At 55.5% G+C, this 24643-nt stretch carries 23 protein-coding genes; 19 read left to right on the forward strand and 4 right to left on the reverse strand.

Annotated features, from left to right (window positions below):
* Positions 1-417: 417 nt before the first annotated feature.
* Positions 418-729 (forward strand): hypothetical protein, encoded by a 312-nt coding sequence (locus AC5S3R_RS06855; RefSeq protein ID WP_494266272.1) that lies wholly within the window; start codon positions 418-420, stop codon positions 727-729.
* A gap of 721 nt (positions 730-1450) precedes the next feature.
* Here AC5S3R_RS06855 and AC5S3R_RS06860 read toward each other — a convergent pair.
* Complete coding sequence (locus AC5S3R_RS06860) at positions 1451-1972, reverse strand: hypothetical protein (RefSeq protein WP_494266273.1); 522 nt, start codon at positions 1970-1972, stop codon at positions 1451-1453.
* A 300-nt stretch (positions 1973-2272) separates the two neighbouring features.
* Between AC5S3R_RS06860 and AC5S3R_RS06865 the strand changes: the two genes are divergently transcribed.
* A complete protein-coding gene (locus AC5S3R_RS06865) occupies positions 2273-4561 on the forward strand; it encodes an ATP-binding protein (protein ID WP_494266274.1) in 2289 nt (762 codons plus the stop codon).
* Positions 4562-5221 (forward strand): hypothetical protein, encoded by a 660-nt coding sequence (locus AC5S3R_RS06870; RefSeq protein ID WP_494266275.1) that lies wholly within the window; start codon positions 4562-4564, stop codon positions 5219-5221.
* A gap of 619 nt (positions 5222-5840) precedes the next feature.
* Here AC5S3R_RS06870 and AC5S3R_RS06875 read toward each other — a convergent pair.
* Complete coding sequence (locus tag AC5S3R_RS06875) at positions 5841-7157, reverse strand: N-6 DNA methylase (RefSeq protein ID WP_494266276.1); 1317 nt, start codon at positions 7155-7157, stop codon at positions 5841-5843.
* Positions 7158-8163: 1006 nt separating this feature from the next.
* On the opposite strand from AC5S3R_RS06875, the gene AC5S3R_RS06880 reads away from it, so the two are divergent.
* Positions 8164-8544, forward strand: coding sequence for a hypothetical protein (locus tag AC5S3R_RS06880; RefSeq protein ID WP_494266277.1), 381 nt, complete (start codon positions 8164-8166; stop codon positions 8542-8544).
* A gap of 74 nt (positions 8545-8618) precedes the next feature.
* On the opposite strand, the gene AC5S3R_RS06885 is transcribed toward AC5S3R_RS06880, so the two are convergent.
* On the reverse strand, positions 8619-10583 hold the full coding sequence (locus AC5S3R_RS06885; protein ID WP_494266278.1) for a hypothetical protein: 1965 nt from the start codon (positions 10581-10583) through the stop codon (positions 8619-8621).
* A 311-nt stretch (positions 10584-10894) separates the two neighbouring features.
* On the opposite strand from AC5S3R_RS06885, the gene AC5S3R_RS06890 reads away from it, so the two are divergent.
* The 15 genes from AC5S3R_RS06890 to AC5S3R_RS06960 all read left to right on the forward strand — a co-directional run bounded on the left by AC5S3R_RS06890 (position 10895) and on the right by AC5S3R_RS06960 (position 24377).
* A complete protein-coding gene (locus AC5S3R_RS06890) occupies positions 10895-11227 on the forward strand; it encodes a TrbC/VirB2 family protein (RefSeq protein WP_494266279.1) in 333 nt (110 codons plus the stop codon).
* A 14-nt stretch (positions 11228-11241) separates the two neighbouring features.
* Positions 11242-11556: a VirB3 family type IV secretion system protein gene (locus AC5S3R_RS06895; RefSeq protein WP_494266280.1), complete on the forward strand. Its 315-nt coding sequence runs from the start codon at positions 11242-11244 to the stop codon at positions 11554-11556.
* The gene (locus AC5S3R_RS06900) at positions 11543-13996 is read left to right on the forward strand and encodes a VirB4 family type IV secretion system protein (RefSeq protein WP_494266281.1); all 2454 of its coding nucleotides are present in this window, start codon (positions 11543-11545) and stop codon (positions 13994-13996) included. Before AC5S3R_RS06895 ends, AC5S3R_RS06900 begins: the two co-directional genes overlap by 14 nt.
* 8 nt (positions 13997-14004) lie before the next feature.
* Entirely contained in the window at positions 14005-14757 is a 753-nt protein-coding gene (locus tag AC5S3R_RS06905; RefSeq protein WP_494266282.1) for a TrbG/VirB9 family P-type conjugative transfer protein, read from the forward strand.
* Positions 14758-14763: 6 nt separating this feature from the next.
* The gene (locus tag AC5S3R_RS06910; RefSeq protein ID WP_494266283.1) at positions 14764-16017 is read left to right on the forward strand and encodes a TraB/TrbI/VirB10 family type IV secretion system protein; all 1254 of its coding nucleotides are present in this window, start codon (positions 14764-14766) and stop codon (positions 16015-16017) included.
* A gap of 65 nt (positions 16018-16082) precedes the next feature.
* Positions 16083-16991, forward strand: coding sequence for a hypothetical protein (locus AC5S3R_RS06915; RefSeq protein ID WP_494266284.1), 909 nt, complete (start codon positions 16083-16085; stop codon positions 16989-16991).
* Complete coding sequence (locus AC5S3R_RS06920; RefSeq protein ID WP_494266285.1) at positions 16991-17812, forward strand: type IV secretion system protein; 822 nt, start codon at positions 16991-16993, stop codon at positions 17810-17812. Before AC5S3R_RS06915 ends, AC5S3R_RS06920 begins: the two co-directional genes overlap by 1 nt.
* Positions 17813-17814: 2 nt before the next feature.
* Positions 17815-18495, forward strand: coding sequence for a VirB8/TrbF family protein (locus tag AC5S3R_RS06925; RefSeq protein WP_494266286.1), 681 nt, complete (start codon positions 17815-17817; stop codon positions 18493-18495).
* 5 nt (positions 18496-18500) lie between these two features.
* Entirely contained in the window at positions 18501-18809 is a 309-nt protein-coding gene (locus AC5S3R_RS06930) for a hypothetical protein (protein ID WP_494266287.1), read from the forward strand.
* A complete protein-coding gene (locus AC5S3R_RS06935; RefSeq protein ID WP_494266288.1) occupies positions 18806-18982 on the forward strand; it encodes a hypothetical protein in 177 nt (58 codons plus the stop codon). The genes AC5S3R_RS06930 and AC5S3R_RS06935 overlap by 4 nt, the downstream gene beginning before the upstream one ends.
* Positions 18972-19970, forward strand: coding sequence for a hypothetical protein (locus AC5S3R_RS06940; protein WP_494266289.1), 999 nt, complete (start codon positions 18972-18974; stop codon positions 19968-19970). Before AC5S3R_RS06935 ends, AC5S3R_RS06940 begins: the two co-directional genes overlap by 11 nt.
* Positions 19967-21010 (forward strand): hypothetical protein, encoded by a 1044-nt coding sequence (locus AC5S3R_RS06945; protein ID WP_494266290.1) that lies wholly within the window; start codon positions 19967-19969, stop codon positions 21008-21010. Before AC5S3R_RS06940 ends, AC5S3R_RS06945 begins: the two co-directional genes overlap by 4 nt.
* Before the next feature lie 141 nt (positions 21011-21151).
* Positions 21152-21376 carry a hypothetical protein gene (locus AC5S3R_RS06950; protein ID WP_494266291.1) on the forward strand — a complete coding sequence of 75 codons (225 nt, stop codon included), beginning with the start codon at positions 21152-21154 and terminating at the stop codon, positions 21374-21376.
* Positions 21373-23412, forward strand: coding sequence for a type IV secretory system conjugative DNA transfer family protein (locus AC5S3R_RS06955; RefSeq protein WP_494266292.1), 2040 nt, complete (start codon positions 21373-21375; stop codon positions 23410-23412). The genes AC5S3R_RS06950 and AC5S3R_RS06955 overlap by 4 nt, the downstream gene beginning before the upstream one ends.
* The gene (locus AC5S3R_RS06960; RefSeq protein WP_494266293.1) at positions 23409-24377 is read left to right on the forward strand and encodes a TadA family conjugal transfer-associated ATPase; all 969 of its coding nucleotides are present in this window, start codon (positions 23409-23411) and stop codon (positions 24375-24377) included. The genes AC5S3R_RS06955 and AC5S3R_RS06960 overlap by 4 nt, the downstream gene beginning before the upstream one ends.
* Here AC5S3R_RS06960 and AC5S3R_RS06965 read toward each other — a convergent pair.
* Positions 24314-24541, reverse strand: a complete 228-nt coding sequence (locus AC5S3R_RS06965; RefSeq protein ID WP_494266294.1) for a hypothetical protein — start codon at positions 24539-24541, stop codon at positions 24314-24316. The two genes, AC5S3R_RS06960 and AC5S3R_RS06965, sit on opposite strands and share 64 nt — an antisense overlap.
* Positions 24542-24643 lie beyond the last annotated feature (102 nt).

Raw genomic sequence — 24643 nt, forward strand, 5'->3', positions numbered from 1 at the left:
GAGTTCTCCCGATTTAGGATAAAAGTGATACGGGGGGAAGTTGTAGACTTCCCGCCGGGAAATATCCATCTACAGCGCTCCGCTTCTGCTCGGTATTCTCGGATCATAGCATTTGCAGAACGGACGGCCCGCCGAGGTCCCACTTTGCATGACTCATCATCTAGAGTGCCCGTAATGGAAGGCATGAAGATCGGAGCGCACAGCAGTTGCCCTGACTCCTGTATCGAAGCGACTGCGGTGGAGCGGGCATTTCTCTACTGCTCGATGATCGCGCCGTAGTTCCCTTGGACGTTCACGATGAGATTACCGCTTACGACTTGATACGTAGTGTTCGTGAGTAGATCTGTCACCGACGATCCATTGATCATGCTCAGCTATTACGCTGAGATCGTCAAGGATTCTGTATTGGAAGTATTGTTGAGTACCACTGCGATCCGGTGGTTTGCGTCGCCGGACGATTTCATCTTCGCCAACGAAGTTGGAGGGTTCCTCGATACCGACAATTTTCGGAAGCGAGTGCTTCACAAGCTGGCCCGCAACCTGGGACTGCCGAAGCTGACGTTTCAGGTCATCCGGCGCACGATTGCGACTCTGGCTCAGAAGAAGGGCACCGTCAAGGACGTGCAGGGCGTGATGCGCCACTCACGGACGGCGACAACAACCGATGTCCACATGCAGGAGATTCCCGAGAGCGTGCAGGCGACGGTCAATTCCATCAACCGGGGCTGAGGAAGTTGTCGGAAAAGAATCACCGAAAGACGGTGAAGCCGTTACCGGATGCGGTGGCTCTTGGAGGGAAGGTACTCAAGCGCGACGCTGTGTCGGTGAAGGTGTTTGGAAATTTGACACCAAATGACACCAAGCGGGAAAGGAGGGAGCTTGCAAGTTGTTGATTTATTGGTGGACCTGATCGGGATCGAACCGATGACCTCTTCCATGCCATCGACCCAACCCTAAGCACATCAACAACTTACAAGACCCCGGTGGCTGCCTAAGTCCTTGTAAATACATAATAGCTCGCGAACCAGCGTATCGCAAAGCGTATCGCGTCTTTTAATTGGGATGGTCGACGCTGGCCTTTTCAGGGTGACCTGTCGGACAGCACAAACTGGTTGGATCAGTCAAAGTTGTTGAAACATCATGATCTTGGTGGATTCGATTTTGGTATCAGTTGGGATTGCTTAGGACGATGTCAGCTGGCCGTTGTAGGTTATCGGTACGTCGGTCTCGATTTTGGATTGTGTATCCTAATATAGGCGAGCCGCCTTTCGGCGGCCCACCCGGTTGTGAAAAGGGATGATCCCTATTTCCAGATAAGGATCACGAGTCCTTCGCTGGATCTGATCACCACTACCGTGATTGTTTGTCGTCGGGTCACGGTACCCCCCTTTCTCCGAGGCTGGATTTCACCGATGAGTTAGTGGCTCGTCGGTGAGCCCCCCGGAAACCTTCATGCCTGCTTCGCCTGAGTGATCGGCGTGACCTTCCCCGGTGGCTTGGGCACAATCGGGTCCCGGTTAAATGCATGCAAAAGCTCGTTGATTTCGAATAGGTCCTTCGACGTGACTTTGCCCTCGTCGAGCAGGTGCGCGATGGCAACGGCTGGATCGTGTACGAGGAAGAACTTTTTGCCCGCTGCAGTGACCGTAGAGATGAACTTGTTCTTCTCAAGGCTCTTGATGTGCGGGTTGAGGTTGCGCGGTCCGGCTAAGTCCAGATCGTGGGCGATCTCGTCAATGGTCGGATAGCAGATCATGTACTGACTGCAGCGTGTCTGCAGGTAGACGAGCACGCGGAGTTCGACAGGGCTGAGATACCTCATAGCCTTGCGCATGAGAACCGGCAGGGGAACGAAGCCCTTCTTGCCTTTGTCGAAGATCACTTGAGGGGCGTCTGGAAAATGCTGGTTCCGGAGCCGTAGGTCGCGGGGTTCCTTCGCTTGGCTGGTCTGCGAGGAATTGGTGTTTGCCATGGATCGAAGCCTCCTTACAAACTCAGTGTAGAGGAGCGTCAATATCCCCCCGGCTCTCCCCACACCCCTCTTAGGTCAAGCCCATTCAATACACAGGACAAGCCAGGTCAAACCCAGAGCAATACTGAGCAATACACGATCTCACTCACAACCCATCTGGAATGAGTGTTTACGGGATGGTGCGTGGATAATTTCATCCGCGAGAAGGGGGTGGCTGTTGTCGCCCTCACCACAAGCCAGCCTTCTAAACACCGAAAATAGCAGCGTTCTTTGACTTCCTGAATCCCGCCCCTCGAAGGCTTGTCAGGTAAACTTTTCGAGATGCCAAAACACTTCTCGGTTGATGCCCGCGCGATGTTGACCTGGGGACGCGAGAGCATTAAGGACCATACCACGGCCGTACTCGAATTGGTCAAGAACAGCTATGATGCTGCCGCGACCATTGTCGAAGTGCAGATATGGACGAATCTCTTCGCTGAGGGAGGGCCGCACATTCGTATCGTCGATGATGGTGTGGGTATGTCCGCCACCGACGTCGAAAACAACTGGCTGAGACTCGGGTATAGCGCCAAACGAGAGGATCGATTCACCGCACGTGGGCGCCGCAGAACGGGAGAGAAAGGCGTAGGTCGGATTTCCGCGGATCGTTTAGGGGCAGTTTTGGAACTGCGATCTCAGGCAGCATCCCAAACCTCTGTTGGCCTTAGAGTCAATTGGAATGATTTTGAAGAGCCGGGTCGAGATTTAGAAGGAATTGAGGTTAAGGAACTGTCGGACACGCAATTTCTCGTTCCTAAGCCCTCGATATGGAAACCGGACGAAGAGAAGTTTGGACCGGCCCCTGCGCCAGTTCCGAACGCATTGGATCGTCCGGGAACAGATTTATTAATCCGGGATTTGCGACAAAGCTGGGAGCCGGAAGATGTTCAGGAACTCCGTCGGTTATTGTCCCTGCTTACGTCTCCTTTCGAGAAGGTCAAGGATTTTCAGGTAAGAATCGACAACGATGTCGATACGGCATGCAATGGAGTTGTCCCATCGCCCCTGTGGGAGGCTGCAGCAATCGAAGCTGAGTTTTCCTTAGCGGCAGACGGTGCCGTGACCGGAAGCATTAGCCATAAGATTTTGGACTCGCGACGGCGATCCAAGACTTCCGTTTCAGTGACCTTCGATCAACTCATTCACCCAAAGATTCGTGGAGGAGCACAGGATGCGCCGCTGAAGCTGCTCAAGCGACTTGGTCCGGTATCCGCTCGGCTTCTCTTCTATCCGCAGAGGGCTGAAACCGTTCGAGGGCTCGACCTTGATCTCGGGGATCTAAGAGAATTCCTTAGAAGTAACGCCGGAGTGAGAGTTTATCGTGACGGCATCCGTGTCCCGCCCTACGGCGACCAAGGACGTCCCGAAGGGGATTGGTTGGGCCTTGGTGATCGGAAGGCACGCAATCCAGCAGGTCCGGCTCGGCCTGATTTCCGTGTTTCTCCGTACCAACTTGTAGGAGCTGTCTTCATAGGAAGGGATACGAATCCTGAACTTGTCGACACATCAGGACGCGAAGGGCTCGTTGCTGGCGAAACACTCGGCTTGCTTAAGAGCTTTCTAATCGGATGTCTGACTCGATTAGAGACGCACTACCATAAGATGTTCGTCGCGGCTGGAAAAGGGCCAATAGAGCGCAACCCGAGTCCCAGAGACACTGTCAATGAATTGCGCGTTCAGCTTTCTCAGTTGGCGTCCTCCATCAGGGACGTTGAAGCTACGATACCGACGTTAGCGCCTGAAAAAACAAAGAATGTCATCGAGCAACTGACTTCAACTACAGAAAAGCTCAAACGCGCTGACAAAGCATTTGAAGAGCTAGGCTCGCAGGCTGGAATCAGTAGAACACTGGCGACCATCGGTATAGCTGCAGCAACCTTTGGTCACGAAACGCAACGCGGCCTGGACAGCATGAGAGCAACTCTTGAAGCTGCGAGATTGCTCTTGGCTAATGGAGAAGAGCCCGACGATGTCCTCAGCGAACTGGAGAAGGCTATTGGTGAATCCGAAAGAGTTGCAGCATGGGGAGGCTTTGCACTCGGGAGAGTCAGAAGGAACAAGCGCGTTCGCAGAGTTGTGGATGTTGATCGTCTTGTCAATTCACTTCTCGATGAGATTCTGCCAGCGATGGAGGCCAGCTCAATTACACTTACCCGTGATATTGCGGCGGTGAAAGCCAAAGTGTTTGCTATGGACATCGAGTGTGTCGCCATCAACCTGCTTACAAATGCTTATGACTTTTGTAAGCATTCGTCACGTGAAAGGGGTGTCTTGGTTCGGCTTCAACCTCGAAAACATCAGGACCGCCGAGGGTTCGACCTTGTAGTTGGAGATTCCGGCCCTGGAGTTGCAAAGGCGATCCGCGAGCGCATTTGGGACCCACTATTTACGACGAAGACCGATGACACAGGTAAAGAAATTGGTACAGGTCTGGGATTAGCACTTGTTAACGCTGTAGTGCAAGATGTGGAAGGAACTCGATCCGTAGATACTGATCCCAATCTCAAGGGAGCCAGATTTTCAATCTGGTTCCCAGATGCAGGAGCTTAGATGCCCGCCATTGCCATACTCGATGATCGGAAGAGCGATCGAGAAACGATTGCAAGAGTCGTAAACTCGACGCTCAAAAAGTTGAAAGAGACAGATCACTGGAATGTGGTCTCTGAGGGGCCTCCTCCTAGAGAAAAAGATGTCATTAGTTGGCTGGATGAAAACGATGCGACTGTGCTTCTTTCAGATTGGAAGTTGAATGAGGGAGCAAAGAGTCAGCGAGTCGTTAACTACGAAGCCGATAGCCTGATCAATGAAATTCGCTCCAAACGGAAGACATTCCCTATTTATGTCATAACTGGTTTTGAAACCGAAGCACGTACTCATCTGAAGGACGTTGAGAACGTATTTAGTCGCAAAGAATTTGCAAAGAATGCGGAGACCTATGTACCCCAGATGATTCGCGCTGGTCTTCGCCGCTATGAAGAGCAGCGAGAACTGTTTGCAAATATGGATTCACTTTCTCGGAAAGTTGCCGGCGGAAAATCATCGGCAAAAGAGAAAAAGGAGCTGAAGAGTCTCCAGGGATATTTCCAAGAGGACCTCGGCGCGATGATTAGTCTGGATGGAGTTTTGGCAGAATTTGAGCAGGTTGCCCAAAAAGCAGATCAGCTAAAAAAACGAGTGGAGCGTCGGGTGGCTAAGAAGAGGACGAAATAGCGCGTGCGTTGGCCAAATGTCGTTGGTAAATCTCGGGTTCAGCCTGCTCATGGTGATTGGCACGATTGGAAACAACAGATCGCTGATCATTGCGAGGCGCGTTGTATCTATTGTGCGATCTCAGAAGCGCGATTTGGCGGTATCCGCAATTTTCACATAGAACACTATCGACCCAAGATAAGCTTTCCGCAGTTAGTAAATGACATCAAGAACCTATACTTGGCATGTGCGATCTGCAATGTTCTAAAGTGCGACGACTGGCCAGCCAGTCCACGCCAAGATCATTCAATTGCCGCGTATCCAGATCCATCGATTGCTGATTACAATACCCTCTTCCAAGTATCGGACACTACGTTTGAAGTGGATTCCTCGACCGTTGCAGGGAAATACGTCATACAACGTTTACTACTTAATCGAGGACAACTGACTCTGGAGCGGCGTCTCGCAGCCTTGGTTGCTCGCCTGGCGAGCTTTCAAAGCTGGGTTGATACCTTTTCGGGAGAAATGACAGCCAGTGAATCTCGGGAAACAGTGAGAATTTTTTCTAACATCCTTAGCGTGCACAGAAAAGCATTAACTGATGTTAGACCCTATCAAGATGCAGATACAAAGCGGTCCGTCAGGTCCAAGGCACGGAAGCGACGCTCGAAGTCGTGAGATGTCTGCACCTCATGACCTCGTCGAGGAATGTGTCCGTTCGACTATCTCGGAAAATACGCATAAGTGAACGGCAGGTTTCGATTGTTCCATCCTTCGGTGTAAGGACTATAAGATGATTTTCAACCGCAACTTTGCGAGTTCCTAATACGAGACTTGCAGAAGCCCGATGACGGTCACCTGGCCGTGAAGTTCTACGCACTACAACGAACGGTGGAGCAAAACGCCGTCCCTCAAACTGTCTAGTTTCGCTAATTCTTTTGATTTCACCCCAAAGAGGCGCATTCTTCGGATGCAAGAATGCGAGTCTCGGACCTGCAATAGGGTCCCGATGCGGAACGACTGCGCCTACCCCAACATTGAAATAATCTCCTACGGTCTGTGTTCGCTCCAACACGTCACGAACTGGACTCGTATTGAGGGGCGCACCTCGCTTGGTGAAGTGTTGAATAAATACATCAACATCCGCATGCGCCGAGAATTGTCCTATCGATTGAGGCACTGCTTGATCGACAAATCCACCAACATGCTCCCGCCAATGTCGATAGCTTGTCCCTGTCCGCAGGACCTCCGGCAGCAGAGCGGCGATTCGGGTTCCGGGAGAGGACAACTCCGCCGCGCGTTCCAGAAATAGAGCTGCGGCAGTGACGATGCCCTCCTTCCATAATTTCGTCCCCGATGGAACCCGCCCGTAAGGTGGATTCATGACGATACATGAACTCCTGCTATACGCATCCGAGGCAGAAAGTCCATCGGCAACCTCAAGATTGGTAAGGAACTTGGTTAACTCAGAAAGAGGGCCATCCAATATAGCTCCCCGGCTTACAGCCAGGAGCATGAGTCGAAGTCGGGCTGCCTCGATAAATTCGGGACTGAGATCACATCCGAAAATTCGATTATTCCAAGATTGAAGTGTGGCGGACACTGTTCCTTGAACAGCAAGCCTCCTGGCGACTGGGAGAAGGAGGTCTCCCGCTCCGCAAGCCGGATCAAATGCAGATTCTGTCTCCCAAGATTCAACATCAAGCCCTGCCACTATGCGTTCTGCAGTCTCTGATGGCGTAAAGAATGCACCGAGAACTCGCAGTGAATTCGAGCTTACGAGACTTAGGCATTTTTGCCCTGCAAGTCCATCAAGCAGGGCAGGAATATTCTCGGTTTGCGGCGTAATCAGAGCTTGGCGAAGGTCGCTGACAAACTGCCCATATCTGCGAGTACCAAAGCGTTTGCTCTGTCGTATTGTGCTCCGGTCACTTTCCAAGTCAGACCCCAAAATCAACCAAATTTGATTGTACTTGGGCTACCCATTATCTCATTCACCGGCTAAGGGGAAGGAGTACCTTCCCTGGCTCTAGCCGCCGATAAAGCTGGCGTCTTCCACCACCCATCCCAGCGGGTTCTTTCCTTCCCCGCAACGCCCCTCCCTAAAGCCATGCGGAAGAATTCCTAAATTTCTTCTTTTATCGAGTGCCCCCGCTTCATGCGGCTTTATGGCAGAGCCGGTCGGAACCCGTCAAGGGTGTTCGCTGACGCTCCATAAACGCGCAGAGTGCGCGCGCCCTTGACCGAACCCGCCTCGCCTCTGCCCGCCGCGCAAGACATGAAGCGGGGGCACTCAACAAAAGAAATTTGGTTGAGAGCCACAGGCGAAAAGCCCTCCTTCAAATTCCGCCCCTCAGCGGGCAACACAGGAGAGCGCATCATGTCATATCTCAACACCAACATCGCAGCCACCACCAACAGCAACACCACCGCACCGGCTTGTCCCGGCAGCGGGCAGTTGCCTCGAATGCCCGAAGCGTACCGGGCATAACACTCTGCTGTTTGCCGGAGTCAGTGAGCAGTCGGATGCTTGCTCTGACCCCGATTGCTATGCGGCCAAGCTGGACGCGCATATCAAGAAGGCCGTCGCAGCAAAGCCGAAGCTGGTACAGATCACAACCGGCTACGGCAGACCCACCGAAGGCAGCCCGGTTCTTCCGCGTGGTCAGTACGTCGAAATCCACGAGGAAAAACCAGCCAACAAGTATCAACAGGAATCGCCGGAGTTCAAGACGTGCAAATCCATCACGGAGGCCATCATCACCGAAGGCACAGGCAAAGGCAAGCTGCGCAAAGTCTGTGCCGATCCCAACTGCCCCGTTCACCACGCGAAGAAACAGGCCAGGACGGTTGACCCGAAGTGGAAGGCCGAACAGGAAAAGCAGCGGCGGCAGGAAGCCATTGCCCGCACGACAGGTCATCGTGTCCTGCAGGCCATCGGTGATGCTGTTCCGGTACGGCTGATGAAACGCGAACTGCTGTTTATCGCGCTTCAGATGGTCGCCAACTTGGATATACCGCGTCTCGATATTCTCGCCAAACTCCATCATGTCACCGCGCAGAAGGAGGACGAAACCATTTCCAAAACGGTAACTGCTTTCCTTCGTCGCTCCAGCGAAGGCACGCTTGGCAGAGTGCTGATCGAGATGGCGATTCTGCTGCGCGCCAATTCGCCGCAGAATGGTAACAAGGTGCTGGCCGAGGCCGCCAAAGAGTACAACGTCAGCGTGGACACCATAGCGGCGTCAGTCAGCAAGGAGTTTGCCGAGCGGGATAAGGCAAAGACCGCCGTGAAGCAAAAGCCGCCAGCGAAAAAGAGCGCGAAGCCCACCAAAGCAGCATAGGCATCTTGTTCCGTTCAGGCGTCCGGCACAGGCTGGACGCCTTTTCTTTTGCTTCGCAAAACGTTCCATTCTAATTACACGAACTTCGTAGCTTCCATTCTGAGGACCCAGCCGCCTCGCTCAATGGAATGATCAGTGGTCGCTTTGGTTGGTCGCCCCTTTGGTGTCTTGAGCGCAGAGATCAACTGGCGAATTTCATCTGCCGAAGGAGAATCGCCATCAATTTCACTGAACGTGGCAATGACCTCCTGCTTTAATAAATCGAATACTCCGAGGTGTGCTCCGCGGAGCACATGCTCCAAGTGATCGAAATCGACGACTTCGTAGCCACCGAGTTGAAATCCAGAATGAACCATCACGTCAGTAATTAGATAGGCGGTAATATTTGCCTTCCGCAAAGAGAAGTTGGGATCGTTTTTCTGAATTGCCGCCTCAACCTGCACTTTATTATCCATAACCGTGTCCATTTGGACCGCGGCAGAGAGAAGCGTTTGATCTACCCTCCAATACTCATAGGGAGTATCAGGAATCGATAATACTTTGCTCTGAAAGAAGAAGGCATCGTTATCCCTATATGCGACCAAATCAAGGTCCGTAAGCACCCTGCGATCATTACCACGTATGTCAACATCCTCCAGACACCGAAAGCCAGCTTTTTCGAATAGTGTGCGGATTCGTCGCAGTGGTTTCCTGCCCTTCGCTGCCACACTGTCATTCTTCTCACGGGCGATTATGCTTAATAGATTGCGTTCAAATCTGCTGTTCAGGACATAGCCTGCAGGGACCAATACGCTTTCCTCGCTTAAGCGCAGGAGCGGATGATGAAAGAGATCGACGCCTTGCTTTTGGTCTTTGAACGATGAGAAGTGAGAGATGCCCTTGTCAATGGCTTCCTGAGACAATTCATGTAACCCCACAAAGGTCTCCCTAAGCGCACTGATGCTGATAATTGCAACGGGGTACTCCCCAGTCGCCGAGTGAACAAGTTCTCCCCAGATTCGTGACGTTATCGCGATCCGCACGATATAGCACCAAATGGCGATCAGATCCCGATAGACATGCCGCAATCGTCCAATCTTCACCTCCTGATTGAGATCGATCAGCGCTTCTAGTCGGTCTGAAATATCTTTCTCAAGTCCTTTGGTCGTGGGAAGCAATCGTGTCAGAGCATCGAGTCCGGAAGGCGACTTTATAAAGTCATCTAAAGGAACCGAGAATGCTTCGGGGGAAAGTTTAGGTTTAATATCCTCTGACAGCATACTGAACCGCTGATGCGCACTGCTGCGATTTGTGACATCCAGTTCCATCATCCGCTGCTGATAATTGGCGCTTTGAACGGAAGCACGTGCATCTTGTTTTTGCACTTTTATTTCCGAACCAACCACATTCAGCGGCAATCGGCCGAACGAATAATGGTCCCAAGCCAGCATAATCTCGGTTGTCTCCTGGGCAAGTTGGAGTGCCTGAACGAATGCTGACGGGTTTCCTGTTTGGAAATCGGAAGTGAGAGCACATCTTCTCCTCGCCTCATTAATAACTAATTGCGCGCCGTCAAGCGATCCCCGAAAGAACCAATTCTTTTTCGAGTTTAGTGCGAGGAAGTCTGCCTGGCGAGATGAGGCCAATTGTTCCACCATGCTCTGATTGAACGCCACATTTGTAGCCTCCAGCGTACTAATTAGGATTGCGGACAGGTCAGGAAAGGAAAGATTCCAGATATCGAGAACTGCTGTGGCGTTGACCACGCTATACATCATTGACTGCAACCCGACCGTCACTTTGCAATGACGAATCAATCGGCTGCGTTCCTTTCCGCTCAGCAGCGCTGTCTTTGCCCAAGTTTCAAGGTCTTCGCACAGTCTAGCGGTGGTTTCCAACGATCTAGAACGCGAAAGTAGTTTTTGGGTTCGCAGTAGTTCGAACGCTTGTTGAAAATCCTTGATGAGGAATGTCTTTAATTGACGAAACAAGTCGGCATCCTCTGCATTTCCCATTTGGGATAGCCAAGCCCAACTTTCAGATCGGATAAAGACTGTCATTCTGCTTTCATTCCCCTCTATCAGGTGCAACCGTGGCCGTTTCGCTCGCCGAGGACCGTGAAAAGCGGAATAAGGCATCCACGCTTCCGGTTTGTAGCCCACCGGAATAGCAAAACTGAAAAGAATATTAATTAGGGTAACTCTAGAACCAGCGCGTCCGCTGTGGGTGCCTTTGTGTGTTCGATTTTCCGAAAGGGGAACGGGTCTGGAAAAGGATTCCGTCTCGTGTCTTTGTTTCTCTCCTACCTTCACAAATAAGTCATCGCAACCGGGAGTCACCACTCGCCGGCAAACCACCAAAGGAGACTTCTGTGGAGAGTACCCGTCAGCCGAAGCGCACCCGTATCTTCCGCTGGGCGCGCAGCCGCCCTTTAGCCCGTTACACCGTTCCCCTGTTCCTGTTATCCGCTGTGCCGCTCTACGCACAGGCTGGCAGCGACCCGTGGGATAACGCCGTCAACGTCCTTAAAACCGCCTTTACCGGAACCATTGCGACCGGGCTATCGCTGGTCGCAATCGTCGTCGGAGGACTGATGTTCGCCTATGGCGAAGGCCAGTCCAAGAAGACCCTCGCCGGGATCGTCTTCGGCGTGGGCATGGCGATCGGCGCGGTCAATTTCATGGCCTGGCTTTTCCCAAGCTAGAGAGGAGGTGATCCATGTCTCAGTCAACGGATAGCAGAGTGAGTCCGGTGTTCAAGGCCATGAATCGCCCGTTGACTGTCCTGGGAGCAGAGCGGCGGTTGTTCTTCGTCGCTCTGATCTCAGGAGGCGCGATCTTCTCCCTGTTGCACTCACTACTCGGCGGCATCGGCCTGTTCATCGTGGGCACGATCATCGCCCGCATTGCCACGAAACACGATGTGGAGATTCTACGCGTGTTGTTCAACTCGGCCAAGTTTCGCCGGCGCTACGACCCCATGAAGTGGGAACCCATAGGAATCACGATCGGGAATCGCAATGCTCAGGACTGACCACATTACGAAGGACTGGAAAGAGGCTGGCTCATTCCCGGCGCAGATCAACCTTTTCGGCTTTTGGGACGAGCACGCATTTCTTACCAAGTCCGGCGACCTCGGAGCTATGCTCCGCATTGGCGGCATCGACTACGAAAGCCTCGACCACGCCGGCAGGGATTACGCGGTGAAGCGGCTGGAGGCCGCTCTCCGCTCGCTCGATGACAGATGCCGCCTGTATCAGATTCTCTTCAAGCACAACCGGCCAGCGATCCCGCACGCCGAATATGAAAACCCCCTGATACGCGCAACCGTGGAACAGCGCGCCACGTTTCTCCGCTCCAAAGCCGACCGGCTTTACAGCATCGAGATTTATTGGGTGGTGATGGTGGATGGAAGCTATGCGAAGACAGGCTTTCTCCACGCCCTGGCGCAGCTACCAAAGCAGCCGCGCGCATCACTGCGCGGCTTGCGCGCCCTGTTCTCCAGCAACAAGGAACGCACATTGATTTATGAGCAGGTAGAACGCGACCGGCTGCGGTTGCAGCAGAAGATAAACAGTTTGAGTGGGCAGCTAAACGACCTGATGACGGTCGAGCTGTCAGGGGCGGAAGAGACGTTTCGCATACTGCGCCGTCTTGTGAACTTCCGCCCCTCTAAAATCAAAGATGCGCCGCTCTGCGGCGCGCGTCATCTCGACTGGCAGGTATGCGGCTCGGAGCTTGAGGCCCACCGCGGCTACCTGCGGATGGATGACGACTATCTGCGCGTCCTCACCCTGAAAGAACTGCCAGCCGAGACGCGGCCATTGATATTGAATGGCCTTCTCGATATTGCGGCCAACTTCCACGTTGTCACCGAATGGCATCCCGTCACCAATGAGAAAGCGCGCAAGGAAATCGCAAGCCGACGTCGGCATTACCACAATTCCAAAACGTCGTTTGTCTCGAATCTTCAGGACCGCGAGAACACCGGCAACCAGGACAACCTTGTAGACGACTCCAAAGCCGCAGCCGTCGCGGAGCTCGGCAATGCGCTCACGGCGATGGGCATGGAGGGCAAAAACTTCGGAGAGTTCACGCTGTCCGTTGTGATCTACGACGAGGACAGAGCCAAAGTCGAACATGCCGCCGCCGAGTTTCAAAAGCTATTTACGCAGCATGACGGCCTCTTATACGAAGAACGCTACAACCTACTCAATGCGTTCTTTGCGACGATCCCGGGCAATAAGCAATTCAATCTCCGCAAACAGTGGGCGCTTAACAGCAACTATGCGGACCTGTCGTTTCTGTTCAGTGTCGATAGCGGCTCCCAATGGAACCCGCATCTGGAGCGGGAATATCTTGCCGTTCTCGAATCCGCACATGGGACCCCGTACTACCTCAACATTCACAGCGGCGATGTAGCTCACTCATTGCTGCTCGGCGCGACCGGATCAGGCAAGAGTTTTACGCTGTCGAGCACCCTGCAATCCGCTCAGAAATACGACCCTCTGACCTTTATCTTTGACCTCGGCGGCAGCTACGAGACGCTGACGCGCGCTTTCGGCGGCACCTATTTGAATGTCGGGATGAAAGACCCCGGCTTCAAAATAAAGCCATTCTCCCTGGCCCCTACACATGAGAATCAGAACTTTCTTTACCTGTTTTTCCGCGTGCTCATCGAGGCCGGCGGGCGCTATGAGCTGACACCCGAAGATGAGAAGGCGCTCTTCGCGGCAATCGAGCGGGCCTATATGCTGCCCGCCGAGATACGAACGCTGACAAACTTTGCGTCCATCTTAGGCCCGTTGGGAGAACGGCTGTACCGCTGGACGCAGGCCGGACAGTTCGGACATCTCTTCGATCATTCCGAGGACACGCTGACGTTCTCGCGCTTCCAGACCTTCAATTTCGATGGATGGTCAGACTATCCCGACATTCTGGAGCCGCTGCTGTTTTATGTCCTGCAGCGCGCATCCTCCGAGATCGAGAAACCCGCGAATACTGCCACGTTCAAGATGTTCGTGATTGATGAGGCGTGGATATTTCTCAAGAACCGGACTATCCGCGACTGGATTACCAGGGCAGAGAAAACCTGGCGTAAGAAAAACGCCGCGATGATTCTCGCTACGCAGTCGGTCGTGGAGCTTGCAGCCTCCGATATGCTGCATGTCGTCAATGAGTCCTGCCCCACCAAAATCTTTTTGTCGAATCCGAACATTGACCGTCGGCTGTACGCCGAAATCTTCCAGTTGAACGATACGCAGCTTGAGCTTCTGGAATCGCTCGTGCCCAAGCGCGAGTTGTTGCTCATCCAGCCGCGCGGCACGAAAAAGCTGGTCCTCGAAGTCGATGCGCTGACCTATTGGATCGCCACCAACAACGCCCGCGACAACATCCGCAAACAGGATTACTTTGCCCGCTTCGGGCCGGAAGATGGTTTGCTCCGGCTCGCTCACGATTACCCCAACCCATAAGGAGAATCATGCGCCCTGCACCCATCATTCCGCTCTTGCTCGGCCTGGCCGCGACCGTGGCCCACGGCCAGCAGTCCGCCCGCATCGTCAAGTATCACGCCAACGACATCGTGAATGTCCACGCGAAGATGCGTTACACCACGCTCATCCAGTTGCCGGCCACGGAAAAGATTCTGGAAGTCGCAACGGGTGACAAAGATTTCTGGATCATCGATACGGTTGCGAATTATTGCTTCCTGCATCCTGCCAAAGAAGGCATCCACAGCAACCTCAACCTTATTACCGACAAGGGCAGCGTTTACACCTTCACGCTGGACGATGTAGAGTCCGCCGATCCCGACCTGAAAGTTGTTATCGAGCCGTCCGACCCATCCTCTCTCGCCGCAGCCAGCGGCTCCGGCAGGCTCGTTTCCGCCGGCGAAGTGGATGCGGCCCGCGCCCAGGCGCAGATGGCGCAGACCCGCGCCGCAGCAGCCGTAGAGCAGTTCCGCTCCGAATACCCGACGCAGGGATTGAAGTTCGATTACAGCTATCACAGCGAATCGCCCTTCGATGTCTCGGCCATCTATCACGATGACAAATTCACCTACATCAAGTCCACAGCAGCCGAGAAGTTCTCCATCTACGAGTTGAAGGACGGCAAGCCCGACCTCATCACGTTTCAGTTGAAAGATGGCACCTACATCCTGCCTACCGTCGTTGACCGCGGCTACCTCGAAATCGGGAAACACAAACTCGACTTCCAGCGGAAAGTGCAATAGGGGGGCATGATGGCAGACGAGAAAGCAACACACGCGGAGCCGGAGACTCCGCCTTCCGAGAACACGCCCACTCTCCGCGACAAGCGCATCCGGCCTGAAGGCGTTGTGCCGAAACAGGCGCAAGGGTACGTTGTCGCTGGCCTCGCCGTGTTGATCCTGATGGCCGTCATGTTCTCAAAGAACCATGCCCGGCCAGCAGCGGCTCCCGCCGCGCCCGCGCCTATTGCCGTTTCCTCCGATGTGAACCAGCGGAAGATTCAGGAGTTGGAGCAGGACCTCAGCGCCGACCAGCGCCAGGTGCAGCAGGCGCAAGCGCAAAAGGCCGGTACTGTGCCGTCGCCTGCGGGCGCACCTTCCTCCATGCAACCCAATGGGGTGACGACGCCAGCAACGCCGATGACGCAGTTGCCGCCTCCCGCTGCGGTGCAGCCGACAGAGCCGCCCCGCGATCCCGTTGCGGATGCGGAAAAGGCGCTGGCCTTCAAAGCCCGCTTCGCCTCGAATCTCGTTTCCGCCGAGGACAATGCTTCGCGTCCATTGGCCGAATCTTCCAGTACCGGAGACGGTGCTCCGACCCATGCTCCCGGCGCGTCACAAACGCCATCGGCGCAGACCGCCGCAGCAACGGACAAAAAGCGTGCCCCGGAGGTAAATGTCAACTCGGCGCAGGGCCAGCCGTATGTCGTCTTCGAGGGGACGACGATCGACACCGTTCTGGTCAATCGTCTCGACGGCGAGTTTGCCGGCCCGCTCAAAGTCATGGTGACGAACCCGGTTTACAGCCAGGACCGCCAGCATCTTTTGATTCCCGAAGGCACCTTCATCCTGGGCGATGTTCAGAAGGTTGCCGGACTCGGACAGAAGCGCCTCGCCGTCACCTTCCATCGTTTGTTAATGCCCGATGGATATTCGGCAGACCTTGACCAGTTTCACGGTCTGGACCAGGCCGGTTCGACCGGACTCAAGGACAAGGTAAACAATCACTACGTTGAAATCTTTGGCGCGTCCATCGCGCTCGGCATCATCGCCGGCGCAGCCGAAGCCACCACGCTCAACCAGGGTTACAACGAGTCCGGCAGTGAAGCGTACCGCTCCGGTATCGCTTCCAGCCTCTCACAGTCGAGCGCAAACGTGCTCGACCGCTTCATCAACATACCCCCAACCATCACCATCCGCGAAGGCCACCGGATCAAGGTGTACATCACGCAGGACATGCTCTTGCCTGCGTATGACGCCCACACGATTCCGAGCAATTTCTAAACAGCCATCGCTATCCATCAACCCGCGTCAATGCTCACGCTTTGGCGCTTACAAAGGAGCTTTTTGTGAAATTCAGCAAATCCCTCTTCTCCGTCCTCGCCTTTGCCCTTGCCATTGCGCCCGCGGCGCACGCGCAGTTTGGCAGCGGCATCGTCTACGACCCCACGCAGAGCGCCCATGCCATTCAGCAGATCGAGCAGGGCGAGTCGCAGCTCCAGAAATGGGCGACCGAGCTTAACAACTGGCAGCAGCACCTTTTGAAAGAGGCACAGATTTACACGACCGCGGAGCAGACCCGCACGCAGATCGTCACCATGTACAACCTCGCCTACCAGATGGCGACCATGCCGCAGAACCTCGAAGCCCGATACAAGGCGGATTGGGCGAAGTGGCAGAGCCTCGCCGCGCCGCCCAACGTCTACGGCAATACTTCGCCGCTGGTGAACGCCCTCAACTTCGGCGGACTCCCCCAGGCGCAGCAGGGCTATAACAGCGCCTTCGTGCAGACACAGAGCTATCCCTCTGCCGCTTACTCATCGCTCGACTCCCGCACCCAGGCCACGGTCGCCAATCAGTACGCGACCTCCGAACTGGCGCAGATGACCACCACCAACACGCTCTCGACGCTCGGCACCATTCGCACCAATGAGCAGACTTTTGCAGCTAAGCTGTCGAACCTCGATTCGGATACCTTTTCGACCGACCCGAGCCAGCAGAGCACGAACGCGCTGCTCGCCAAGATCAACTCGGCCACGCTGCTCCAGATTCACTCGCAGCAAGATACCAACCAGCTTCTTGCCGCGGCGCTTCAACAGCAGATCATCGCGCAGAAGCAGCAGATCGACGGGAACAATCGCCTGCTCAATAACGCCGTTTACTTCCAGCAGAACTTTCCCACCATCATGCAGAACGTCACCAGCGGCGTCAGCGATTCCATGCACGCCATCTCTCTCAGCATTAACGGGAGCAACTGATGCCGCAGAATCCGTTCACATTTCTAGGGCAAGCCATCACGCAGTTGCTCTCATCGCACAGCGCCACGCTCCAGGCCACGGGACTCGACATCTTCCGTGGCCTGGCGGTGATCCTCATTGTCTGGTTCGGAGTAAAGTCCGCCCTGTCCGCTTCGCAGGGGCATGGCGGATTTCATTTCGCCAGGTTTGCCGACCTGATTCTGATGATTTCCTTCGGACTCGGAATGCTGACGTATTACTCCACGCCAATCCCCGGCACCAGCTACAGCTTCTCGGACCTCATCACCAAAGAGGGTTTGAACATCTCAAATCAGATCGAGTCCGACCAGACGCAGCAGATCGTAACCGCTGTCACCAATGAAGAACAGGAATTAGGCGCGCCTCCGGGCAGCTTTAATCTCCTCGAAGACCTTGTGTACCTGCTCATCGCCGTGCTTCTCGCCGCGATGGAAGCCGTTGCCTTTGCAGTCATCGCCTATGGCTATGTCGCCTCTGCCGTATGTGTCCTGATCGGCCCCGTCTTCATTCCGTGGTTCATCGTGCCGAAGATGGATTGGCTGTTCTGGGGATGGCTCAAGGCATCTATCGGTTTCAGTTTCTATCAGGTCATCGCCGCGGCCTTCATCTTCGTGTTCTCCAAAGTCCTCACGTCGATGTTTCAGACCATCGGCAATATCAGCATCACGAACGCGCTCATGGTGCTGCCCGCGCTGTTCATCACGCTCTTTGTGTGCATCTACGGCCTGGTCAAGATACCGGAACTGACCTGCTCCATTCTCAGCGGGCGCGCCGGTACATGGGTAAACCCGATGGGGAGGTAACTATGCCAGAGAAAAACACACCGATGGTTACGGATGCCGGCCTGAAGTTTCTGGAGTTGTACGCCGAGCCAGTTGTCACCAACACATATCTGAAAGTCGCGCTGCTCGTGCTCTCAGCCGTTACGCTTGGCTGTTTGGTGCTGCTCTACCGGGCGCAGACCGCCGCATTGCGCTTGAAGCCCCTCATTATCTCCACTACAGACGCCGGACGCGGACAGGTGATGAATTATGCCGACTTCTCGAAAGTCCCTGTGGAGCGCGTCAGCAAATACTATCTTGCGCGCTGGGCGCAGCTCTATTACGGACGCAATCACGCCACACTGCAACGCGACTTCTCCGAGTCCCTGAATTTCTTTTCCAATGAATTGCAGGGTGCGACTTTGTCCCGCGTTACCAAAGCAAAGACGCTTGAGACGTTCCTACTCGACCCGAGCGCCCCCAACGTGGACATCGAGATCAAGGCCGTGGTGCTGGATGACATACGGCAGGCGCCGTATCGCGCACACATCGAGTTTGAGAAGGTCTCATATTCACTAGGCGACCAGCAGGAGCAGAGCCGGGAACGCTGGACTGCGAATGTGGTTTACGGCTTTCGTGACGAAGCGCCGAACGCCATGCTGCTGACCAATCCGCTCGGCCTCGTTATCAGCTACGTCCACGAAGATCAGGCGTTCGGAAACTGACAGCCATGCTCGCTAACGCCGTCTTCGTGGCTACGCTTGTGTTTCTCGCGCTGGGCTTCGGCCTCATGCACGAACTGCATTTTCTCGTTCCCTGGCGCAGTCTCATTCTGCATCGCTACTGGCAGCCCATCGCCGCCTACTGTGCGCTGCTGTTCGTAAACATCCTGGGACTCACCATCTGGATCGAGCGCAAGTTTTTTCTGCGCGACGCTGGCCGGAAACTAACCCATCTGGATCAGGAGATTCACAGCGGCCACAGCGCCCTCTCCGAAGAGATCCTTTCACAGTTCGGCAATGACGAGGAACAGCCATGAGCAGCCGCGACGACGAACATTTCGAGGACTCCCAGGACATGATTGCGCGCATCCGCAAGCTGCGCGAAGCCGCCGAGAAAAAGATGAACGCCTTTGGCGATCCCTCGGATTACGACGTGCGGATCGTCCGGGGCCGCAAGCGCGAGCTTGAGGAGGATGGCAGTGAGGCTTGAGCTTCCCCATGAACCGGAGATTCCGCGCCAGCGAGATATTGTGCCGGAATCCGCTGTATCGTCTTTGCCGGTATCGGTTGTCGATGACAACCTTGACCGTCTGCAACGCCCTGCCGTTGGCGGTCCCGCTCATCCGCGAATAGAACGAAAGCCAGCGCCCGAAGCGGACGAAATCAAACGCAGCCGGGAGCCGGAACACCGCCCGCGCCGGACGCGAGAGGGCGTCGCCGTGGACATCTGGGATGTGCGCCTGCGGCCAGAGGAGCGGCAGCTACTCATAGAGACGGGCCGCTTCCGCGTTCTCAATACCAAGGATGCGGCGCGCTCGATTTACGGCGGCGACGAGCGAGCCATGCGTGCCGACCTGCATTACCTGAAAGAGCGCGGCCTTGTGTCCGTCGATTCCGTCTCTCCCCGGAATGACGGCCATTGGCTTCCGCGAAAACAGATTGAGGTTGTCACGCTCACCAAAGACGGCAAGCGCCTGGCTCACGAGGCCGGCGGCCTTGCGCCGGAGCAGAAGCTATATCACGGCCTGGTCAAACCGCGTGAGGCCGAGCATGACACACAGATTTATCGCGCTTATCAGAAAGAAGCCGAGCGCATTGACAAAGAAGGTGGCAGCAATCTCCGCGTGGAGCTTGATTTCGAGATCAAGTCCAAAGTCCAGAAAGCCATCCGCGCCGCCCGCAAAGCCGATCCTGAGCGCGACATGACCGACATCAAGCGCGAGGTGGCCGAGCAGCAGCAGCTCCCCTTCGTCCGCAACAAGATTGAGATTCCCGACGCACGGATTCATTACGACGTGGACGAGGGATCGCGCACAGCGTTCTCCGACGTGGAAGTAGTGACCGCAGCCTATCGCCCCGGACACATGCGCGCCAAGTCCCAGGCAGGTTTTCGCATGTATGCCTCGGCCTCCGACCATTCACGCCTCGCCACCATCGAGGACGAGCAGCACATGCTCGATTGGGTGATGGACCTATGAGCCACACCTCACTCGAATCATTGGTGCGCGCCGGTTATACCGACCGCGAAGCCACCTTCATGTATATGGCCGCCGTACACTCCGGCTATTTCCTTCGCCGGCAGTTCATTGCATCCGTCCAACGCGAGCGCGGCGGTGTCGCCACCAGCTTTTTACGAAAGGCTGCGGAGCTGGGACACGTTACCGCTCTTCCGTGCGCCGAAGGCCGGTACATCTATCACCTGCACAGCAAACAGGTGTACCGGATCATCGGGCGCAATGACTCTCAGAACCGCCGCCTGAAATCGACGCCGGAGATTCGGCGCAGGCTCATTGCGCTTGATTATGTCCTGCGCCATCTTGGGCAGGAGTCCTTCATTGAATCGGACGAGGCGCGGCAGCAACTTTTCTCGTCGCTCAAAGTGAGGCCGGAAGCATTGGATCACACAGCGGCTTTCCTGCCGTCTGTCCCGACATCTTTTCTGCAATCTAAACCGCCCACTGTCCGCTTTGCCTTCGTGGACGAAGCGCAGCGATCCACCTCCAGATTCGCGCATTTCCTCGAAGCATACGGCGGACTCATCCGTTCCCTGGAGCGCGCCGTGGTTGCGTATGCTTCCACGTCGCCCATGAATTTCACCGCGGCCAGGCGTCTCTTCGAGCGATTCATGCCGCTCGGACATGGAACCTCAGCCTGTCCATTAGGTATCGGCCATCTGATCCGCTGGCTGGAAACGCGGCACAGGTTTCATTCGGGACGCGGCGCGATTACGCCGGCAGACCACCAGCTTTTGCTTCAGGGGGAGAGCATCTATCGTGCGCCTGTCCACCTGGGACTGATTGCGTCATGGGGCAACGGCGCGATGGACGCGGACAAGGTACGCAGGCTTTTTCACGCCGAGACGCACCGCGCACAGTTCGTCACCGAGCTTATCGACGCCGATTACCCCAAATTCCTAAATTCCGGCGTGGGCAGCAGCATGGGCAGCATCCGGGGTCAGGTACTGGTGCAGAAAACCCTCTTCGACAACAACTTAGCCGAAAGCGAGGGCGGAGAATAAGTGCGGCGGAGGGCGGGAACGACCCGCCCTCCGGGCTTGCCGCTGCCGCTGGTCGTTCCCGCCCTCCGTAAAAGACCGAACAACAGCAGTCCAGTAAACGGACTGCGACAGGACAAACCTAGTACCGAAGGAGTACCAGAGATGAGCAAACTACGAATCGAAAAAGGCGCAAGCCGTGTCCGGCGAGTGGCGTTGAAAGCCACCATCGACGGCACGGTTGCGGACGACGTGGAACTGATGTGCCGCTGGTCGGAGAACGACACCAGCTACATCGTGAATCACTTGCTGCGCTTCGCTCTCAGCCAGAGCGAAGACTTTCAGCAATACAAGCAGTCGCTGCCTGCAAACGCGGAGTCCGACAAGTGAACTGGCTGCGCTCATCTCTCCAAAGTCTGACGCGCATCGTCATCGCATACCGTCTGGTGTTGTCGCTTGGCGTGGCGGCCTCGGCCAGCATCATGCTTCATGCGCTCTGGCCGTGGCCTGCGACCGTCCCACTGTTGCACTACTTCGCATTGGAGAAGCCCGGCTTGTATGCAGTCGTCGTCCACGGATACGACCTGTTTCTGTTCACGACGCCGTTCCTGTTCTGTTCCATGCTGCTCTCCCTGATGTACGTCCACATCTACCGGCGGGAGATTGAAGCCGCAGCCGGGGCATTGCCGCCGCTGCCCAATCCCATGTCGCGGCGTGACCTTGCGCTGGTGCTAGGTGAGATCCACCACCAGTTACGCCCCGATCCATCGTCAGCTCCGCGCTGGCTGGAGATACCAGAACGCGGCCTCTACACCGGAGTCGCCGTCATCGGCTCGATTGGCTCAGGAAAGACTCAGGGCGTCATCCTGCCGGCTATGCGGCAGCTATTCGCCTACCGTGCAAAGGACGCGGCGCGAAAGCTCTCCGGCATCGTCCTCGAAGTAAAAGGCGACCTTTGCCGGCAGCTTCAGAAGATTCTTGAGGACTGCGGCAGAGCGAATGACTACGTGGAAGTGTCTCTTGACGGCCCCATGCGCTACAACCCGCTCAACAACTCTCTGGACCCTTACGCGCAGGCATTCAATATCGCATCGGTCATCACTGCCATCTGGGGCAAAGGGAAGGAACCATTCTGGCAGCAGAGTTATACCGACCTCGTGCGGTACGTCATCCTGCTCCATCGCATCCGCGATGGGTACGTCACGATGGTAGACATCTTCCGTACTGTGGTCAGCGCCGGCCAGCTTGAAGACATGCTTGTGGACGTTGGCTCACGCTTCTCCGATGTACCGTATGTCGGAGTCTCACCGGAGACGTACCACGAATATACGGAGTTGCTGGCCGCCTTCGGCTTCGAGCTAGACCGCAACACCAATCAATATGTAGCTCCGTGGAGCGAGTCGCTTGAAAGCACGTTGACCGAGCACACGGACGCCGAGGCCCGCGTCTATACTCGCAAGCCATACGACCCCGCGCAGCGCATCCGCTGGCAGAGCGTTCATTATTGGTACTGGGAACATTGGAAATTTTTCCGCAATGAAGTCAAGACCAGCATCATTCAGGGCATAGCCGTCTTTCTTTCGTTGTTCGAGACGGACCCCGACGTGCGGCGCGTTTTCTGCCCACTGAAAGAACTCTACGACGGCAAACCCTGTGCCGCCGATCCTCATGGTCGCGTCCTGCCGCCGTTCGATGAGCTGATCGAATCCGGCGCTGTTGTGGGTCTCAACTTTCCCGTCGCCCTGAATCCCGCGCTCTCGAAAACGATAGGAACGCTGATGAAAGTGGACTATCAGCGCGCCGTGCTGCTGCGGATTCCGAAGATGGACTTGGAACCGCACAGGCATTTTCGTCCGACCGCTTTTATCTGTGACGAGTATCAGCTTTTTGCATCTGTGGGCGCCGACAACCCAAATGGAGATGAGCGGTTTTGGTCACTTTCCAGACAGCCCAAGTGCATCCCCGTTGTCGCTACGCAAAGCACGTCCTCGCTCAAGGACGCCCTGCCCAACGAGGGCGTCAAGACTCTCCTGCAGGCGTTCAGGACTAAGGTCTTTCTTACGACCTCGGACCCCGATACGGCCCGCTTCGCATCCGAAATCTGCGGCAAGGCTGACCGCACTCGGATCAGCTACACCGTGTCGGAGTCCAGCAGCAATGCAAACGTCGGCTGGCTCAGTGGCCGAACGGCCTCCAGCAAAGGCTCCGTCTCCGCATCGAAGCAGTACCAGCGGCACCGGGAGCCGCTGTTTGAAGAGAAAGCATTCTTCGAGCTGAAGAACGCTCAGGCCATCGTCGCGGCTTTCGATGGCGTCAGTCCGTTGCCGCCCACCTATTGCTACCTTAAGCCCGACTTCCTGCCGGCAAACATGACATGGTTCGAGCAGGAGCGCATCGGTTTCGATCCAGAGAGGGCACGCGCATGAGCTTCGACATCATCATCCCGTTTCTCAAGCCTATCGAGCCTCTGCTAATGAGCAACACCGTCAGCGAGATCATGGTGAACTCGGATGGAACTGTCTGGATGGAAGAGAACGAACAGAAGCAGCGCCTTCCCGATGTTCGCTTTGAAGAAGGAGCGTTGAGTGCCGGCCTGGAAGTGATCGCCAACCGCTTCGGCAAAAAGCTGGACGCCGATTCGCCAATCCTCAACCTGCGGCTGCCGGACGGAAGCCGCCTGGCGGCTATCATCCCTCCAGTAGTCAATCCTCGTCCCCTTTTAACGATCCGAAAGTTCACCTCTAGGAATTTCACGATCCGGGACCTTGTTGCTCGTGGGATGCTTACCGCGGAATTGGCCGATACGTTGACGGAAAGAGTGCGCCGCGGCGACAACATTCTGGTTGCAGGCGCAACGGCCACCGGCAAGACCACGATGCTTTCCGTGCTGGCTGATTTCATTCCCGAAGAGGACCGCATCCTGGTCATCGAAGACACGGCGGAGCTGCACATCCGTAAGCCCCATGTGGTTTCCGCAGAGTCGCAGACCGACACTCACCGCGGCGCCGTTACCTTCGATGACTTGCTTAGAGCCATCCTCCGGCACACACCCGACCGGATCATCGTGGGTGAGATTCGCGGTATCGAGGCCCTCACGCTTCTGGACGCCATGAACACAGGCCATCGAGGAATGCTGGCGACGATTCACGCCGGCAGCGCTGAGGACGCCATACCCCGGCTGGCAACTCTGGCAATGCGCGCTAACACAGGCCTCGGCCTGGCTACCGTCGAAGCAGAGATCGAGCGGCATCTCGACCTCATCGTCTACATCTCCCGGCGCAATGGATCGCGTGTCATCGACGGCTTACTGGACTTGCACGGTCGGGTTCAAAACGAAGCCTCGCTATGCTCGTGCAGAATCTCCAACTCACCGCCCCTATCGCCTCGGTAATGTTTCGTTTTTACCGTCGCGGCGATTTCGAGGTCGATGGAAATCTGGCTTCCGTCCGTAAAGACCAGATGCACCTCGCGCCCGTAAGGGGGGTCGTCGTATACGCGGAGCGTCTGCACGGTCAGATTGGCGGCTTCCGAAAGTTCAAGAAAAGGCCGGTTCATCTTGTGCTCCAGGCAAATCATTCGCTTGCTGAAAGGACAGCATATACCTTTCGGGGTGGTACTTATTAGGTACTTTGAGGCTAATTTACAAGACTGTCATCT

The sequence above is a fragment of the Occallatibacter sp. FHG110214_02 genome, from assembly GCF_059115385.1.